This window comes from Streptomyces colwelliae (genome assembly GCF_048158785.1).
Taxonomy (GTDB): Bacteria; Actinomycetota; Actinomycetes; order Streptomycetales; family Streptomycetaceae; genus Streptomyces.
In genome coordinates this window covers 1-17340 of the sequence record NZ_JBLTJC010000220.1, presented here as the reverse complement: position 1 = coordinate 17340, position 17340 = coordinate 1, and the positions used below count along the sequence as shown (strand labels likewise).

Below are 17340 nucleotides of genomic sequence, written 5' to 3'. Positions count from 1 at the left end.
CGCCACCACCTCGGCCCCGACGGCACCCCGCTGCCCGGCGCCCCCGCCGCGGACAAGGAGCCCGGTCCCGTCCGGCAGATCGTCCGCCGGGCCGCGCGCGGCGCCTACCGCCACGGAGTGCAGCGCGTGGCGCCCGTCATCCGCCGGATGGGGGAGCTGTGAACGCCAAGATTTCTGCTCAAGGAGTAGAGCCCATGTCCAACTCGCAAGCAGGCCAAGGCGCTTCGGTGCGCCGGGTGCTCGCGGTGATCCCTGCGCGCGGCGGCTCCAAGGGCGTCCCCGCCAAGAACCTCGCCCCCGTCGGCGGAGTACCGCTGGTGGCCCGCGCCGTGCGTGAGTGCCGCGCCAGCCGACTGGTGACCGACGTCGTGGTCTCCACGGACGACCAGGCCATCGCCGCCGCCGCCCGCCAGGCCGGCGCCGAGGTCGTGCTGCGGCCTGCCGCCATCGCCGGCGACACGGCGACCTCCGAGGCCGCCGTCCTGCACGCCATGGACACCCACGAGGCGCTGCACGGCGCGGCTGTCGACGTCGTCCTCCTCGTCCAGTGCACCAGCCCCTTCATCGTCCGCGAGGACGTCGACGGCATCGTGAACGCGATCGTCGCGAACGGCGCCGACACCGCCCACACCGTCGCCCCCTTCCACGGCTTCGTGTGGCGCGACGCGGACGACGAGGCCACCACGGTCGTCGAGCCGGCCCGCACGGGTGAGGTCGGGGGCGCCACGAAGGTCGCCAACCCGCCCGTCACCAGCGGCGGTTACGGCGTCAACCACGACAAGTCCTTCCGCCCGCGCCGCCAGGACCGCCCCCAGGACTTCCTGGAGACCGGCGCCGTCTACGGCATGGACGCGGCCGGCTTCCGCAAGGTGGGCCACCGCTTCTTCGGCCGCACGGAACTCGTCCGGACCGACCCCGCGCGGGTGTTGGAGATCGACGATCCCCACGAGCTGGCCAGGGCACGGGCGTTGGCCCCGCTCTTCGACGCGGACCGTCCCGGTTCGCTCCCGACCGCCGACGACATCGACGCGGTCGTACTCGACTTCGACGGCACCCAGACCGACGACAGGGTGCTGATCGATTCCGACGGACGGGAGTTCGTCTCCGTGCACCGCGGAGACGGCCTCGGCATCGCGGCCCTGCGCAAGACCGGCCTGAAGATGCTGATCCTGTCCTCGGAGCAGAACCCGGTCGTCGCCGCCCGGGCCCGGAAGCTCCAACTCCCGGTCCTGCACGGCATCGACCGGAAGGACCTCGCACTCAAGCAGTGGTGCGAGGAGCAGGGCATCGCGCCGGAGCGCGTGCTCTACGTCGGCAACGACGTCAACGACCTCCCGTGCTTCGCCCTCGTGGGCTGGCCCGTGGCGGTCGCGAGCGCCCACGACGTCGTACGCGGCGCCGCACGCGCGGTCACCACCGTGCCCGGTGGCGACGGCGCTGTCCGAGAGATCGCCAGCTGGATCCTCGGCCCCTCTCTCGATTCCCTCACCAAGTAAGGAAACCCGCTGTCATGAGCAACAACTCCCGTCTGCGCCAGTTCGGTTCGAAGACCGCAGGACCCGGCCACCCCGTCTACGTCGTCGGCGAGATCGGCATCAACCACAACGGTGAGCTGGAGAACGCCTTCAAGCTGATCGACGCCGCCGCCGAAGCCGGCTGCGACGCCGTCAAGTTCCAGAAGCGCACCCCGGAGATCTGCACCCCGCGCGACCAGTGGGACATCGAGCGCGACACCCCCTGGGGCCGCATGACCTACATCGACTACCGCCACCGCGTGGAGTTCGGTGAGGACGAGTACCGCCAGATCGACGACTACGCCAAGTCCAAGAACATCGACTGGTTCGCCTCCCCGTGGGACACCGAGGCCGTCGCCTTCCTGGAGAAGTTCGACGTCCCGGCCCACAAGGTCGCCTCCGCCTCCCTCACGGACGACGAGCTGCTCCGCTCCCTCCGCGCGACCGGCCGTACGGTCATCCTCTCCACCGGCATGTCGACCCCGAAGCAGATCCGCCACGCGGTCGAGGTCCTCGGCAGCGACAACATCCTTATGTGCCACGCCACTTCGACCTACCCGGCGGTGGCCGAGGAGCTCAACCTCCGCGTCATCAACACCCTCCAGGCCGAGTTCCCGAACGTGCCGATCGGCTACTCCGGTCACGAGACGGGCCTCCAGACCACCCTCGCCGCGGTCGCGCTCGGCGCCACCTTCGTCGAGCGTCACATCACCCTCGACCGCGCCATGTGGGGCTCGGACCAGGCCGCCTCCGTCGAGCCGCAGGGCCTGACCCGCCTCGTCCGCGACATCCGCACCATCGAGGCCTCCCTCGGCGACGGCGTCAAGAAGGTCTACGACTCGGAGCTCGGCCCGATGAAGAAGCTGCGCCGCGTGAGCGGCGTGGTCGCCGAGGCGGAGATCGCCGCGGCGGCGGGCGAGCCGGTCGCGGTCTGATTCCGAGCGGTCCGAGTCGGAACCATCAAGCGCCAGCGCCAGCGTCACTTACGGTCACGGGACGGTCGTACGACAATGAGCCCCCACGCCGGCACCGCCGGCCTCACCCCCCACACTCTCGCGTTCGTGGAGAGTCCGGTACAGCTTCTGAACGTGCTGGAGTGGGCGCACCTGCGTGCGCCCCGGGCCGAGGAGGCACCCGGCGGGGGGCTCACCCTCGTGGTCCTGTCGCCGACCGACCCGATGACCCGCGGCCAGCTGCGCCGCATGGCCGACCTCGCCCGCGACGAGGGCCACACCGTGCGCTGGGAGGAGGCGCGGGGCGGACCCGCGGCCCCCTTCCAGACCATCGGCGGCCTCACCGGGCTGCTGCGCAGGGCGGACCGGATCGTCATGGGCGACCCGTTCTCGCGCTACGTACAACTGCTGCTGACCATCACCAAGGCACGTGACCTGGTGGTGGTCGACGACGGCACCGCGACGATGGAGTTCGTCGCCCAACTCGCCAGCGGCGAACGCCTGGTCCGCTGGCACCGCAAGGGCGGCCGCCCCGGCCCCCGCGACCTGATCTTCGCCCCGGTGTCCTCGGTGGCCCGCCGCCGCCTGACCCCGAGCACCCGCCGCACGGTGGAGATCTTCTCCTCGATGCCGATCGAGACGACCCCCGAGGGCGTCACCATCACGGCGAACGACTTCGCCTGGACCCGCGCCACCTTCGGCCCGCCCCGCATCACCAAGGGCGCGGACATGGTCGGCACGTCCCTGGTGGAGACGGGAGTGGTCGACAACGACCGCTACCTGGAGGCCGTGGCCGCCCTCGCCAAGACCCACGGGGCGACCCGCTACTTCGCCCACCGCCGCGAAAGCACGGAGAAACTCCACCGGCTGGCGGTGGAGACGGGCCTGGAGATCGTCCGCCCCGACCTTCCCCTGGAGCTGATCGCCCGCCGCGGCCCCATCGGCCGCACGATCCTGAGCTTCCCGTCGACGGTGGTGCATACGTTGCCGCTGGCCTTGGTGGGCACGGAGGTCCGGGTCGCGGTGTGCGACATCGACCCCGCGTGGCTGACGGAGAACGCCTCGCCCCGGGCGCAGGGGTTCCTTTCGGGGGTCACGGGGACGGCACGGGATGTGCATCGGCTGTCGGCGGTGAGCGCGGTCTGACGTTCCCTCAGCGCCGCCGCTCAGTCGGACGCCGAAGGCTTGTGGGCCAGGGCGAAGGCTCGGCCCCACTTCTGCTGGCCCTGGGGCTCGACGAGGGCCCGGGTGTGCAGGGGCAGGCCCGCCTCCGTGAGGTAGGTGGCGATCTCGGCCGGGGTGCGGAAGTAGTAGTCGAGGGAGATGTCCTGGCCGTAGCGCTCCGTCATGTGGATGTGTTCGCCCTCCGAGGCCTGGAACGCGAGCAGGACGTAGCCGCCCGGACGTAGGACCCGGTGGAACTCGGCGAGGACGCCCGGCAGGTCGGCGTCCGGGATGTGGATCGTCGAGTAGAGGGCGATGACACCGCCGAGGGTCGCGTCCGGGACGTCCAGGGACGTCATCGAGCCGACCTGGAACCGGAGTTGAGGGTGTGCCTCGCGGGCCAGCGCCACCATGTGCGGCGAGATGTCGATGCCGAAGGCCTGGAGGCCGAGGGCGTTCAGGCGTGCGGTCACATAGCCGGGGCCGCTGCCGATATCGGCCACCTGTACCTCGCCCGGCGTCGCCGTACGGACGAGTTCGGCGAAGGCGTTCAGGAGAGCGCTCTCGACGGGGCCCTCGCCCAGGCCGTCGGGATGTTCGGCGCTGTACGCGGGGGCGATCGCGTCGTAGGAGGAGCGGGTGGCCTCTATGAAGTCCGCGGCGGGATCCGCGTTCGGGTCGGTCACGTCGGCGGACCCTATCAAGGGGACGCGGGGCCGGGAATCTCACGTTGCGTAGCGGTGTTGCCACCGGTAGGCCTCTGTGCGGATTCCGGGATGCGGACGGGTCCAGCTGTGCTGTGGTGAGGCGTGGTATCCCAGAAGAAGCGGGGAGTTTACCCATCTCCATATGCGGCTATGCGGCCGGCGGTCAGATTTTCTTCGACTAACGGGTTGAACTTTTGTTGATCGAGGGTCAGTTGACCACCCGGGCGCCCTACCCTTCAGAGGGTGAAGCAATTGATGTCACCAGAGTCCGAGGCAGAGTCCGAGGTCGAGTCCGTCGGGAATGTGCTTCCGGGCACCCTGTCGGAGACCTTGCGTGCCGAACTCGTCGCGTTCCGGCGGGACTTGCACATGCACCCCGAGCTGGGCAACCAGGAGTTCCGGACCACCGCCGCGATCAAGGCGCGACTGGAACTCGCCGGTCTCGAACCCCGCGTCCTCGCCATGGGCACCGGGCTCGTCTGTGACATCGGCCCCCGCGACACCGCCGTACCCATGCTCGCGCTGCGCGCCGACATCGACGCCCTGCCCATCCCGGACACGAAGAGTGAGTGCGCGTACCGCTCCACCGTGCCCGACCGGGCCCACGCCTGCGGCCACGACGTGCACACCACCGTCGTGCTCGGCGCCGGTCTCGTGCTGGCCCGGCTGCACGAGCAGGGACTGCTGCCGCGTGCCGTACGGCTGCTCTTCCAGCCCGCCGAGGAGGTCCTGCCCGGCGGTGCCACCGACGCCATCGAGTGCGGGGTGCTCGACGGGGTGGGGCGGATCATCGCCGTGCACTGCGACCCCAAGGTCGACAGCGGGCGGATCGGACTGCGCATCGGTCCCATCACCTCCGCCTGCGACCGGCTGGAGGTCTCCCTGGACGGACCCGGCGGGCACACCGCCCGGCCGCACCTCACCACCGACCTGGTGACCGCCGCCGCCCGCGTCGCCACCGACGTGCCCGCGATCGTCTCCCGCCGGATGGACGCGCGCAGCGGGGTGTCCGTCACCTGGGGGCGTATCGAATCCGGCCACGCGCCCAACGTCATCCCCCAGCACGCCGAGCTCTCCGGCACCGTACGGTGTCTCGATCTCGACGCCTGGCGGCAGGCGCCCGACATCGTGCACGCGGCGATCGACGAGGTCGCCGGGCTGCACCGGGCCAAGTCCGCGATCACCTACGTGCGCGGGGTACCGCCCGTCGTCAACGACGCGCTCGTCACCGAGCTGCTCCGCGACGCCATGACCGCGCGCCGCGGACCGCTCTCCGTCGAGGACACCGAACAGAGCCTGGGCGGCGAGGACTTCTCCTGGTACCTGGAGCACGTGCCCGGCGCCATGGCCAGGCTCGGCGTGCGGACACCGGGGGAGCGGACCGTACGGGATCTCCACCAGGGCGACTTCGACGCCGACGAGTCCGCGATCACGGTCGGCGTGGAGCTGTTCACCGCCGCCGCGCTGATCGACGGCGCGATCTGACCGGAACGCCGTGGCTCAGATGGTCGTAGGGGTGCCCTTTCGGTACCCCTACGTCCGCTTGTGTCACCCGGGTGTAACCACCGGCGAGTGAACGTAACGCGGCGGCGGCACGATCCGGTAACGGCACGGAGAAACACCGTTCCCCTCCTCGTCTACGCGCGTTACTGTGCGCGGAAATCGCCACAGAGGCGGCGGCTTGGGGAAGCGGTCCGGTGACGGTGCCGTGGGGACGAAGGAGTGCTTGCTGTGCGTCAGACAACTCGGAGGACGAAGTTCTCCCAAGCTGCGGTGGCCGTCACGGTCATCGCCCTCGCGGCCACCGCCTGCGGTAGCTCCAGCAAGGATGCCGACAAGGCGAGCGACAGCTCGTCGTCCTCGTCCGGCAAGTACACCGGCAAGGGCATCGGCCTCGCCTACGACGTCGGCGGCAAGGGCGACCAGTCCTTCAACGACGCGGCCTACGCCGGTCTTCAGAAGGCCGAGAAGGAGTTCAACATCTCCGGCCGCGACATCGAGCCGCAGGACAACGAGTCCGACGCGGACAAGGTGCAGCGCCTGGAGAGCCTGGCCACGGCCGGCTACAACCCGGTGATCGGTGTCGGCTTCGCCTACGCCCCCGCCGTCAAGGAAGCCGCCGCGAAGTTCCCGAACATCACGTTCGGCATCATCGACGACGAGCAGGACAAGGCCGCCAACGTGGCCGACCTCGTCTTCCACGAGGAGCAGTCCTCGTACCTGGCGGGCGTCGCCGCGGCCAAGGCGACCAAGAAGAACCACATCGGCTTCATCGGCGGCGTGGACGTCCCCCTCATCCACAAGTTTGAGGCCGGCTTCGACCAGGGCGCCAAGTCCGTCAACCCGAGCATCAAGATCGAGTCGCAGTACCTGACGCAGACCGCGGCCCAGGGCGGCTTCTCCAGCCCCGACAAGGGCAAGGACGCGGCGAGCGGCCAGATCGACGCGGGCGCGGACGTCATCTACGCCGCCGCCGGTCTCTCCGGCCAGGGCGTCATCTCCGAGGCCTCCGCCAAGGGCATCTGGGCCATCGGTGTGGACTCCGACCAGTACGAGCAGGCGGCGCTGGCCAAGTACAAGGACGCCATCCTCGGCTCGGCGCTCAAGAACGTCGGCGGCGCCGTCTACGACCTGGTGAAGTCGGTGTACGAGGGCAAGCCCAAGACCGGCGTGGTCCGCTACGGCCTCGACAACGACGGCGTCGGCTTCTCCGACACCAACCCGAAGTACAAGGCCATGACCGCCGCCGTCGCCGCGGTGGACAAGGCCAAGCAGGACATCATCGACGGCAAGATCACCGTCAACACGAAGTAGCGCGCCGTTCTATCACGGCCCGCCGGAACGCCGTAGAACTACGCCCTTAGAGCATCGTTGCAGCCAGGCGCCCCTTGCTTCCCGCAAGGGGCGCCTGGCTGTCCGTACGCTGGCCCCCATCTGTGGCCACAGCTCTATAACGGACCGGACAGATGGGGTTTTCCGTCTGGTCTACGCGCGTTACGCTGCGGCGGAACCAGCGCCTGGTTTGGGCGCTTGCACTAAGGAGTCTCGTTCCATGCGCCGGGTGTCCCGAATCGCGGTTGCAGGCGTTGCAACCGCAGCTCTTGCAGTAACCGTCTCCGCCTGCGGCAGCTCGTCCAGCGAGTCCAGCTCCAGCAGCAGCAGTTCCGGCACGTCCAAGGGTATTGGCCTTGCCTACGACGTCGGCGGCAAGGGTGACCAGTCCTTCAACGACGCCGCCTACGCGGGTCTGGTGAAGGCCGAGAAGGACTTCGGCGTCAGCGGCCGCGACGTCGAGCCGCAGGACAACGAGTCCGACGCGGACAAGGTCCAGCGCCTGGAGACCCTCGCCAGGTCCGGCTACAACCCGGTGATCGGTGTCGGCTTCGCCTACGCCCCCGCCGTCAAGGAAGCCGCCGCGAAGTTCCCGAAGATCACCTTCGGCATCATCGACGACAACACCATCACGGCCGCCAACGTCGCCGACATGGTCTTCCACGAGGAGCAGTCCTCGTACCTGGCCGGTGTCACCGCCGCGCTCACCACGAAGTCGAACACGGTCGGCTTCATCGGCGGCGTGGACGTCCCGCTGATCCACAAGTTCGAGGCGGGCTTCGAGCAGGGCGTCAAGGACACCAAGAAGGGCGTCACGGTCAAGGCGCAGTACCTGACCCAGACCGCCGCCCAGGGTGGCTTCTCCAGCCCCGACAAGGGCGAGGCCGCGGCCGAAGGTCAGATCGAGGCCGGCGCGGACGTCGTCTACGCGGCCGCGGGTCTTTCCGGCCAGGGCGTCATCAAGTCCGCCGCCGCGCACAAGGTCTGGGCGATCGGTGTCGACTCCGACCAGTACAACCAGGCGGCGCTGGCCAAGTACAAGCCGTACATCCTCACCTCGGCCCTGAAGAACGTCGCGGGCGCGGTGTACGACCTCTCCAAGTCCGTCATCGAGGACAAGAAGCCGCTGAGCGGCGAGATCCGCGGCTCGCTGAGCAACGGCTCGGTGGGCCTGGCCGACTCGAACCCGACCTTCAAGAACAACGCCACCCTCCAGGCCGCCCTCACGAAGGCCGAGGCGGGCATCAAGGACGGCTCGATCAAGGTCAAGACCTCCTGAACCGTTGGTTCTAGGCCAGTCACGACCATGGCCAAAAGAGCGCTGTAATGACAGCGTTACGGCCACGGAACGGGGTGTGGGGAGGATGTCTGCCCACGCCCCGTTCGCGCGGCAGAATGCTCGGAACGGATCGGATGCCAGACGAAAACCGATCAGGTCCGGGCACTATTTAAAGCAGGGGCGCTACGCGCGTAGAGAGGCCCCTTTCCACGAGGAGAGTTCGCCATCGACGCGTCCAGCAACCCTCCACTCGGCGATCAGTCGACGATCGCGGTCGAGCTGGTGGGGATCACCAAGCGCTTCCCGGGTGTCGTCGCCAACAGCGACATCCGCTTCAGTGTCCGCAAGGGCACCGTGCACGCCCTCGTCGGCGAGAACGGCGCCGGCAAGTCGACCCTGATGAAGATCCTCTACGGCATGCAGAAGCCGGACGAGGGCACCATCGCCGTCGACGGCGAGCACGTCACCTTCTCGTCCCCCGCCGACGCCATCGCCCGCGGCATCGGCATGGTCCACCAGCACTTCATGCTCGCCGACAACCTCACCGTCCTGGAGAACGTCGTCCTGGGCAGCGAGAAGCTGCACGGCATCGGCGGCGGCGCCCGCAAGAAGATCAAGGAGATCTCCGACCGCTACGGCCTGAACGTCCGCCCGGACGTCCTCGTCGAGAACCTCGGTGTCGCCGAGCGCCAGCGCGTCGAGATCCTCAAGGTCCTCTACCGCGGTGCCCGCACCCTGATCCTGGACGAGCCCACCGCCGTCCTGGTGCCGCAGGAGGTCGACGCCCTCTTCAGCAACCTGCGCGAGCTGAAGTCCGAGGGCCTCGCGGTCATCTTCATCTCGCACAAGCTGGGCGAGGTCCTCTCCGTCGCCGACGAGATCACCGTCATCCGGCGCGGCACCACCGTGGGCACGGCCGTCCCCTCCGCGACGACCCCCCGTCAGCTCGCCGAGATGATGGTCGGCAGCGAACTCCCCACTCCCGAGACGGCGGAGTCCACGGTCACGGACACCCCCGTCATCGAGGTCAAGGGCCTCACCGTCTACGCCGCCGGCGCCTCCCTCGGCGCCGAGTCGGAGCCCGTGGGCGGCGGACTGGTCGGCGACGCGGCCGTCGGAGGCGACGCCAAGCGCGTCCTGGACGACGTCACCTTCACCATCCACGCCGGCGAGGTCATGGGCATCGCGGGCGTCGAGGGCAACGGCCAGACCGAGCTGATCGACGCGCTGATCGGCCTGAAGAACGCCGACTCCGGCACCATCGGCTTCCTCGGCGACGACATCACGCCATGGGCCACCCGCAAGCGCCGCGAGAAGGGCATCGGCTACATCCCCGAGGACCGCCACCGCCACGGCCTCCTCCTGGAAGCCCCGCTGTGGGAGAACCGCATCCTCGGCCACGTCACCGAGAAGCCCAACTCGCGCGGTCGTGGGGGTATCTGGCTCGACATCAAGGGCGCCCAGGCCGACACCCGCCGGATCGTCGAGGAGTACGACGTCCGCACCCCCGGCATCGACGTCACCGCCGCCTCCCTGTCCGGCGGCAACCAGCAGAAGCTGATCGTCGGCCGCGAGATGAGCCACAGGCCGAAGTTCCTGATCGCCGCCCACCCCACCCGCGGTGTGGACGTCGGCGCGCAGGCCGCGATCTGGGACCAGATCCGCGAGGCCCGCCGCGAGGGCCTGGCCGTGCTGCTCATCTCCGCCGACCTGGACGAACTGATCGGCCTGTCGGACACCCTGCGCGTGATCTACGACGGCAGGCTGGTCGCCGACGCCGACCCGGCCACCGTCACACCCGAGGAACTCGGCTCGGCCATGACCGGCGCCGCGTCCGGTCACCTCGAACACGTCGAGGAAGCAGCGGACGGCGCGGAGAGCACCGTAGAAAACGGCGCGGACAGCACCGTAGAAAACGCGGACGACACCGCCGCCCCGGAGGACGAGGCCCGATGAAGAAGTTCGACAAGGAGCGCGTGCTCCTCGCCGTGGCCGGCCCGGTCATGGCGCTGGTCGCCGCGATCCTGCTGACCTCGGTCGTGCTGCTCGCCTCGGGCAAGAACCCGATCGAGCCGTACAACCTGATGCTCCAGCAGATCGGGTACTCCGACGTCCAGGTGCTGATCATCAACCAGGCGTCGATGTACTACATCGCCGCCCTGGCGGTCGCCCTCGGCTTCCGGATGAACCTGTTCAACATCGGCGTCGACGGCCAGTACCGCCTCGGCGCCGTGATGACCGCGGTCGTCGGCGCGCACGTAGGCCTGCCGGCCGTCCTCCAGGTGCCGCTGCTGCTCCTGGTCGCGATCCTCACCGGCGCCTTCTGGGCCGGCATCGCGGGTGTCCTCAAGGTCACCCGGGGCGTCAGCGAGGTCGTCGCGACGATCATGCTCAACGCGATCGCCACGAGCCTGATCCTCTACCTCACGCAGACCAACACCTGGGGCGTGCAGGTCGGCAACAACATGACGACCGGCATCATGAAGAAGTCCGGCTGGATCCCGGGCATCGACATGGGCTCGGACGTCGGCGAGATCTACGGGCTGGTCTTCCTCGCCGCGATCATGGGCGTCCTGTACTGGCTCGTCCTCAACCGCACCCGCTTCGGCTTCGACCTGCGCGCCACCGGCGAGTCCGAGTCCGCCGCCGCGGCCTCCGGCGTCGACGCCAAGCGCATGACCCTCACCGCGATGCTGATCTCCGGCGGTGTCGCCGGCCTCGCCGGTCTGCCGCTGCTGCTCGGCGACAGCCACACCTACAGCCTCACCTTCCCCGAGGGCCTGGGCTTCACCGCGATCGGCATCGCCCTGCTGGGCCGCAACAACCCCGGCGGCATCGCCCTCGCCGCCCTCCTCTGGGCCTTCCTCGACAAGGCGTCTCCCGCCCTGGACTACGCGACCCCGGTCGCGTACCAGAAGGAGATCGCGACGATCATGCAGGGCCTGATCGTCTTCGCGGTCGTCATCTCGTACGAGGTCGTCCGCACCTGGGGCCTGCGCCGCCAGCAGAAGCGCGTCGGTGAGGAACTCGCCGCTGCCGCCCGGAACAACTCCGAGAAGAAGGAGGTGGCGGCCCGATGAGTACCGCGACCATCGCCAAGCCGCAGGCGCAGCAGCCCGGCAAGGGCGGCCGCCGTTTCTCGCTCCCCGTGCTCCTGCTGATCATCGCGGGCGCGCTCATCCTCACGTCGATCGTCCGCCTCATCACCGGCGCGGACGGCATCACGTCAACCGGCCAGATGTCCACGGCCCTTCGCGCCGCCGTGCCGATCGGCCTCGCCGGTCTCGGCGGCCTCTGGGCCGAGCGCGCGGGCGTCGTCAACATCGGCCTCGAAGGCATGATGATCCTCGGCACCTGGTTCGGCGCCTGGGCCGGCTACCAGTGGGGCCCGTGGGTCGGCATCGTCTTCGGCATCATCGGCGGCTGCCTCGGCGCGCTGCTGCACGCGATCGCCACGGTGACGTTCAACGTCAACCACATCGTCTCCGGTGTGGCCATCAACATCCTGGCGCTGGGCACCACCCGCTACCTCTCGAAGTTCACCTTCGCCAACACCGAGCAGGGCTCCGCCAAGCAGTCCCCGCCGATCGACTCGCTGGGCACCTTCGACATCCCAGGACTGTCGAGCTGGCTGGACACGCTCAACGAGAAGCACTGGTTCCTGATCTCGGACATCGCGGGCCTGATCGGCGGTCTGATCACCGACCTCTCCCCGCTCACCGTCATCGCGGTGGCCCTCGTACCGGCCACGTGGTGGGTCCTGTGGCGCACCGCCTTCGGCCTCCGCCTCCGCTCCTGCGGTGAGAACCCGGTGGCCGCCGAGTCGTTGGGCGTCAACGTCTACAAGTACAAGTACATCGCCGTGATCATCTCCGGCGGCTTCGCCGGCCTCGGCGGCGCCTTCCTGTCGATCGTCGCGTCCAACGTCTACCTCGACGGCCAGACCGGCGGCCGCGGCTACATCGGCCTCGCCTCGATGATCTTCGGCAACTGGATGCCGGGCGGACTCGCCCTCGGCGCGGGCCTGTTCGGCTACACCGACAGCCTCAACCTGCGCGGCGGCGCCACCAACGTCCACGCGCTGATCCTGCTGATCGGCTTCCTGCTCGTCGCCGGCTGCGCCTACATGGTGTGGAAGAAGCGCTACGTCCCCGCCGTCGTCACGGCTGTCATCGCGGCCCTGATGTTCGTCTGGTACGCCACCACGGACCAGGTTCCGACCCAACTGGTCGGCGCCAGCCCGTACATCGTCACCCTGCTGGTGCTCTCACTGTCCGCGCAGCACCTGCGGATGCCGAAGGCGGACGGCCTGCCGTACCGGAAGGGACAGGGCAAGTGACCTCGCCCGCCGCCGAGTTGGCCGTCGACTGGGACGAGCTGCGGGCGGAGGCGCGGGAGGCGATGTCCCACGCGTACGCGCCGTACTCGGGCTATCCCGTAGGGGTCGCCGCCCGCGTCGACGACGGCCGCACGGTCTCCGGCTGCAACGTCGAGAACGCGTCGTACGGCCTCGGCCTGTGCGCCGAGTGCGGGCTGGTCTCCGACCTCCAGCGCACCGGCGGCGGCCGGTTGACCCACTTCACGTGCGTCGACGGCAAGGGCGACATCCTCGTCCCGTGCGGCCGGTGCCGCCAGCTGCTGTACGAGTTCGGCGGCCCGGGCCTGCTGGTGGAGACACCGGCGGGCGTCCTGCCGCTCTCGGAGATGCTCCCGCAGGCTTTCGGGCCGGACCATCTCACCAGGTAACTCCCGTACGACCCCGCTGAGTCGGGCATCGACGCACCTCGTCGACCCACTCGGTGGGGCCGCACATTTTCTGAACGTTCGGAAGGAAAGCCAAGCCATGGCGCAAGTCTCGATGGACGCCATCTCCGTCATCCGCACCAAGCGGGACCGCGGTGAACTGAGCGACGAGCAGATCGACTGGGTCATCGACGCGTACACCCGCGGGGAGGTGGCCGACTACCAGATGGCCGCCCTCAACATGGCGATCCTCCTCAACGGCATGAACCGCCGGGAGATCGCCACCTGGACCGCCGCGATGATCGCCTCCGGCGAGCGCATGGACTTCTCGTCCCTCTCCCGTCCGACGGCCGACAAGCACTCGACGGGCGGAGTGGGCGACAAGATCACGCTCCCGCTGGCCCCCTTGGTCGCGGCCTGCGGCGCGGCGGTCCCCCAGCTCTCGGGCCGAGGCCTCGGCCACTCAGGCGGCACCCTGGACAAGCTGGAGTCGATCCCCGGCTGGCGCGCGCTGCTCTCCAACGAGGAGATGCTGTCGGTCCTGGAGGGCACCGGCGCGGTGATCTGCGCGGCGGGCGACGGCCTGGCCCCCGCGGACAAGAAGCTGTACGCGCTGCGGGACGTCACGGGCACGGTCGAGGCGATCCCGCTGATCGCGTCCTCGATCATGTCGAAGAAGATCGCGGAAGGCACGGGCTCACTCGTCCTGGACGTGAAGGTCGGCACGGGCGCGTTCATGAAGACCATCGAGGACGCGCGGGAGTTGGCGTCGACGATGGTGGGCCTGGGCACGGACCACGGCGTGAAGACGGTAGCGCTGCTGACGGACATGAGCACCCCACTTGGCCTGACGGCAGGCAACGCGCTTGAAGTCAGGGAGTCGGTGGAGGTCCTGGCAGGCGGCGGCCCCTCGGACGTGATCGAGCTGACGATCGCCCTGGCCCGAGAGATGCTCGACGCGGCCGGCGTGAAGGACGCCGACCCGGCGAAGGCCCTGGCCGACGGTTCCGCGATGGACGTCTGGCGCCGGATGATCGCGGCACAGGGCGGCGACCCGGACGCGGCCTTGCCGGTGGCCCGCGAGCAACATGTGGTGACGGCTTCGACGTCGGGAGTCCTGACCCGCCTCGACGCCTACGACATCGGCATCGCCGCCTGGCGCCTCGGCGCGGGGCGTGCGCGCAAGGAGGACCCGGTGCAGGCGGGCGCGGGAGTGGAGATGCACGCCAAGCCGGGAGACGTGATTACAGCAGGCCAGCCCCTGCTGACGCTGCACACGGATACGCCCGAGCGCTTCGAGTACGCCTTGGAGGCGGTGAAGGGTTCCTACGACATCGGCACCGCGGGGGCATCCTTCACGGCTTCACCGGTGGTGTTGGAGCGCATCGCCTGATTGGCGGTTGGCGGTTGGCGGTTGGTGGTGGGGGAGAGGGGCTGGGCTTTCAGATTCCGGCCCCTCTTGCCCACCTAGGGGCGCGGGGAACTGCGCGACCAGCCACAACGCCCCCGCAGACACAACACAACCCGCCTTACCCAAGCAGCGCAGCAATCCCCACCAACACCGGCACCGACAACACCGTGGACAGCAGGATCGAGTCCCGAGCCAACCCCTCACCCACCCGATACCGACTCGCGTACGTGTACAGGTTCTGCGCAGCAGGCAACGCCGAGGTCACCACCACGTCGAGCAACCCCGCCCCGTGAATGCCGAACACAGACACAGCCAAGGCCCAGGCAATCACCGGCTGCCCCACCGACTTCAGCGCAACCGACAACAACACCGGCCACCGCTCAACACCCCGCGCCGGCACCGCACTTCCTCGCAGCGAAATCCCGAACCCGATCAACACCGCCGGCACAGCCATGTTTCCGATCAGGGTGAGCGGATCCATCACCGGGCCCGGAACATGAACCCCGATCCCCGCAACCGCGACCCCCGCAAGCGACCCCACCGCGACCGGATTCCGCAGCGGCGTGAGCAGCCGTAGCCACAAAGGCCCCTTCTCACCCGCGCCCGACAGATCGAGGATCGTCAACGCGAGCGGGCTCACCACCACCAGCTGGAACAACATCACCGGCGCCACCAGCGACGCATTGCCCAGGACGTACACCGAGATCGGGATGCCGAGGTTGCCGGAGTTGACGTAACTCGAACAGAGCGCCCCGATCGTCGTACGGCCGACGCCCCAGCCCCGTACGACCCCCACCGCCACGAACACACCCGCCACCGCCGCCGTGCTCAGCATCGTCACGAGCAGCCCGCTGGAGAAGATCACGGAGAGGTCGGCCCGCGCGAGGGTCGTGAACAGCAGGGCCGGGGACGCGACGTTGAAGGCCAGCTTGGTCAGGACGTCACGCCCGTGTTCGCCGAGGGAACCGCGCACGCCGATCAGATAGCCGACCGCGATGACCACACCGATGACCGCGAACCCGGTCAGCACCCCCTGCACGGCACCCCCTCGGCACCGACGTCGGCGCGCGCGAGGGCGTCGGGTATCCAGGGCGGGGCTGATCCGTGGGGCATACAGCAAACCTAGGCGGTCGCCCCCGATGAGTTACGACCGCCCACCCGGTCTACCGATCGTGGACGCCAAGACACCCGCTGTACTCGTGCCGGCCCGCCCCGTCACCCGTGACGAGGTGGCGGGGCTGTGCGCCGAGGTACGGGCACTGCTGGAGCCGACGGCCGGGGCCGGAGTGGTCCTGGTCGAGGTCGTGGGTCCCGGGCCACCGGGGCTCGGGATCGTCGATCTCCTGGCCCGCCTCCAGCTGACCGCCCGGCGGGCCGGTGGCCGGATCAGACTCCGCGACCCCGGTTCCGGACTACGAGCCCTCCTCGACCTGGTCGGACTCCGCTTCGAGATGGAGGGGCAGGCCGAACAGCGGGAACCAGCGCTTCGTGTCCAGGAAGAAGTGGAACCCGGTGAGCCTGCCGTCTGAGATCTCCAGGACCTGGACCGACCACGGGCTGAAGCCGCCCGCCTCCGGGTCCGGCTTGTACTGGGCGAAGCCCGGCAGGCCGTTCACCTGCACCGGGATCAGGCGGGAGCCCTCGCAGGCGGCGCCGAGGGTCGTCATGAAGCCCGTGATGTCGTCGTGGCCGGTCAGCCACAGGTCGAACGGCGGCATCGTCATGATGGCGTCCTCGTGCAGCAGCGCGGTGAGCGCGGCCATGTCGTAGCCCTCGAAGGCCGCGACGTACCGCTCCAGGAGCTTCTGCTGCTCCTCGTCGAGCGGGTCGGACACGGCCGCGTCGGCGGCCTTCTCGTCCCGCTCGGCGAGGGTCGCCCGGGCCCGCTGCAACGCGCTGTTGACCGACGCGACCGAGGTGTCGAGCAGCTCGGCCACCTCGTTCGCCCGCCAGGCCAGCACCTCGCGCAGGATCAGCACCGCCCTTTGTTTGGGCGGCAGTTGCTGGAGGGCGGCCATGAACGCGAGCCGTACGGACTCCTTGGCCACGGCCGCCTCCGCGGGGTCTGCGACGGTCGGCAGCACACGCGCGTCCGGCATCGGCTCCAGCCACGTGTTGTCCGCGCGGGGCGACAGAGCGGCCTGCGCGAGAGGGGTGGAGTCGCTGAGATCGACGGGCCGCGCCCGCTTGTTGCCGGCGGACAGCATGTCCAGGCAGACGTTCGTGGCGATCCGGTACAGCCACGAACGCAGACTGGAGCGGCCCTCGAACTTCTCGTAGTTCCGCCATGCGCGGACCATCGTGTCCTGCACCGCGTCCTCGGCCTCGAAGGACGAGCCGAGCATGCGGTAGCAGTACCCGGTCAGCTCGACGCGGTGTTTCTCCAGTCTGACGTCGAGGTCGTCCGTCGTAGTCACAACGCTGTCACTCATGGTCTCGCCCACCCACCCCTGTGGCCGTCCTGTCGTGAGCGGCGCGTCTTTGCGCCCCACACCCCGGAAGCTACCGCAGCCCACTGACAATGGCGCGTGGAGTGGATGAACGTGCAGGTCAGGCCGGAGTGAGTGCCCGTTCCATTCGCGCCGCCCGTGACGGACAGCTTGTGGTGGAACACGTTGCCCGGGTCCCAAGTGGCCTTCACCTGCTGCAACTTGGCGAGGTTGCCCTTGAAGTACAGGGTCTGCCAGGGCACGCCGGAGGTGTTCCAGGCCGGGCCACCCTGCTGCCCAGACCGCCG

16 protein-coding genes and 1 pseudogene are annotated in these 17340 nt (G+C 69.2%); 13 read left to right on the top strand and 4 right to left on the bottom strand.

Features of this window, described 5'->3' with window-relative positions; genetic code table 11:
• The 4 genes and pseudogenes from ACNFOC_RS56090 to ACNFOC_RS34585 form a co-directional block, all read left to right on the top strand.
• A pseudogene (locus tag ACNFOC_RS56090) lies at positions 1-162 on the top strand (DUF6716 putative glycosyltransferase); the annotation flags it as partial.
• Between the two features lie 32 nt (positions 163-194).
• Positions 195-1496, top strand: a complete 1302-nt coding sequence (locus tag ACNFOC_RS34595; protein WP_416962996.1) for a cytidylyltransferase domain-containing protein — start codon at positions 195-197, stop codon at positions 1494-1496.
• Positions 1497-1510: 14 nt separating this feature from the next.
• Positions 1511-2449: an N-acetylneuraminate synthase family protein gene (locus ACNFOC_RS34590; protein ID WP_416962995.1), complete on the top strand. Its 939-nt coding sequence runs from the start codon at positions 1511-1513 to the stop codon at positions 2447-2449.
• A 75-nt stretch (positions 2450-2524) separates the two neighbouring features.
• A complete protein-coding gene (locus ACNFOC_RS34585; protein ID WP_416962994.1) occupies positions 2525-3613 on the top strand; it encodes a hypothetical protein in 1089 nt (362 codons plus the stop codon).
• Positions 3614-3633: 20 nt separating this feature from the next.
• Here the strand turns inward: ACNFOC_RS34585 and ACNFOC_RS34580 are convergent, their stop codons facing one another.
• Positions 3634-4317 (bottom strand): class I SAM-dependent methyltransferase, encoded by a 684-nt coding sequence (locus tag ACNFOC_RS34580; RefSeq protein WP_416962993.1) that lies wholly within the window; start codon positions 4315-4317, stop codon positions 3634-3636.
• Between the two features lie 276 nt (positions 4318-4593).
• On the opposite strand from ACNFOC_RS34580, the gene ACNFOC_RS34575 reads away from it, so the two are divergent.
• The 8 genes from ACNFOC_RS34575 (at position 4594) to ACNFOC_RS34540 (ending at position 14585) form a co-directional block, all read left to right on the top strand.
• Positions 4594-5823: an amidohydrolase gene (locus tag ACNFOC_RS34575; protein ID WP_416962992.1), complete on the top strand. Its 1230-nt coding sequence runs from the start codon at positions 4594-4596 to the stop codon at positions 5821-5823.
• Between the two features lie 288 nt (positions 5824-6111).
• On the top strand, positions 6112-7152 hold the full coding sequence (locus ACNFOC_RS34570) for a BMP family lipoprotein (RefSeq protein WP_416962998.1): 1041 nt from the start codon (positions 6112-6114) through the stop codon (positions 7150-7152).
• Positions 7153-7390: 238 nt separating this feature from the next.
• Complete coding sequence (locus ACNFOC_RS34565; protein ID WP_416962991.1) at positions 7391-8449, top strand: BMP family lipoprotein; 1059 nt, start codon at positions 7391-7393, stop codon at positions 8447-8449.
• Positions 8450-8716: 267 nt separating this feature from the next.
• A complete protein-coding gene (locus ACNFOC_RS34560) occupies positions 8717-10405 on the top strand; it encodes an ABC transporter ATP-binding protein (protein ID WP_416962997.1) in 1689 nt (562 codons plus the stop codon).
• Entirely contained in the window at positions 10402-11529 is a 1128-nt protein-coding gene (locus ACNFOC_RS34555) for an ABC transporter permease (protein WP_416962990.1), read from the top strand. The genes ACNFOC_RS34560 and ACNFOC_RS34555 overlap by 4 nt, the downstream gene beginning before the upstream one ends.
• Positions 11526-12788: an ABC transporter permease gene (locus tag ACNFOC_RS34550; RefSeq protein ID WP_416962989.1), complete on the top strand. Its 1263-nt coding sequence runs from the start codon at positions 11526-11528 to the stop codon at positions 12786-12788. Before ACNFOC_RS34555 ends, ACNFOC_RS34550 begins: the two co-directional genes overlap by 4 nt.
• Positions 12785-13195, top strand: coding sequence for a cytidine deaminase (locus ACNFOC_RS34545; protein WP_200712802.1), 411 nt, complete (start codon positions 12785-12787; stop codon positions 13193-13195). Before ACNFOC_RS34550 ends, ACNFOC_RS34545 begins: the two co-directional genes overlap by 4 nt.
• A 97-nt stretch (positions 13196-13292) precedes the next feature.
• Positions 13293-14585, top strand: coding sequence for a thymidine phosphorylase (locus ACNFOC_RS34540; protein WP_416962988.1), 1293 nt, complete (start codon positions 13293-13295; stop codon positions 14583-14585).
• A 136-nt stretch (positions 14586-14721) separates the two neighbouring features.
• Here the strand turns inward: ACNFOC_RS34540 and ACNFOC_RS34535 are convergent, their stop codons facing one another.
• Complete coding sequence (locus tag ACNFOC_RS34535) at positions 14722-15642, bottom strand: AEC family transporter (RefSeq protein WP_416962987.1); 921 nt, start codon at positions 15640-15642, stop codon at positions 14722-14724.
• 100 nt (positions 15643-15742) lie between these two features.
• Here ACNFOC_RS34535 and ACNFOC_RS34530 point away from each other — a divergent pair, with 100 nt between their 5' ends.
• Entirely contained in the window at positions 15743-16132 is a 390-nt protein-coding gene (locus ACNFOC_RS34530) for a hypothetical protein (RefSeq protein WP_416962986.1), read from the top strand.
• On the opposite strand, the gene ACNFOC_RS34525 is transcribed toward ACNFOC_RS34530, so the two are convergent.
• Positions 16016-17035, bottom strand: coding sequence for a sigma-70 family RNA polymerase sigma factor (locus ACNFOC_RS34525; RefSeq protein ID WP_416962985.1), 1020 nt, complete (start codon positions 17033-17035; stop codon positions 16016-16018). The two genes, ACNFOC_RS34530 and ACNFOC_RS34525, sit on opposite strands and share 117 nt — an antisense overlap.
• Positions 17032-17340: BBE domain-containing protein (locus ACNFOC_RS34520; RefSeq protein WP_416962984.1), on the bottom strand; the 309-nt coding region annotated here is incomplete at its 5' end. The genes ACNFOC_RS34525 and ACNFOC_RS34520, both read right to left, overlap by 4 nt.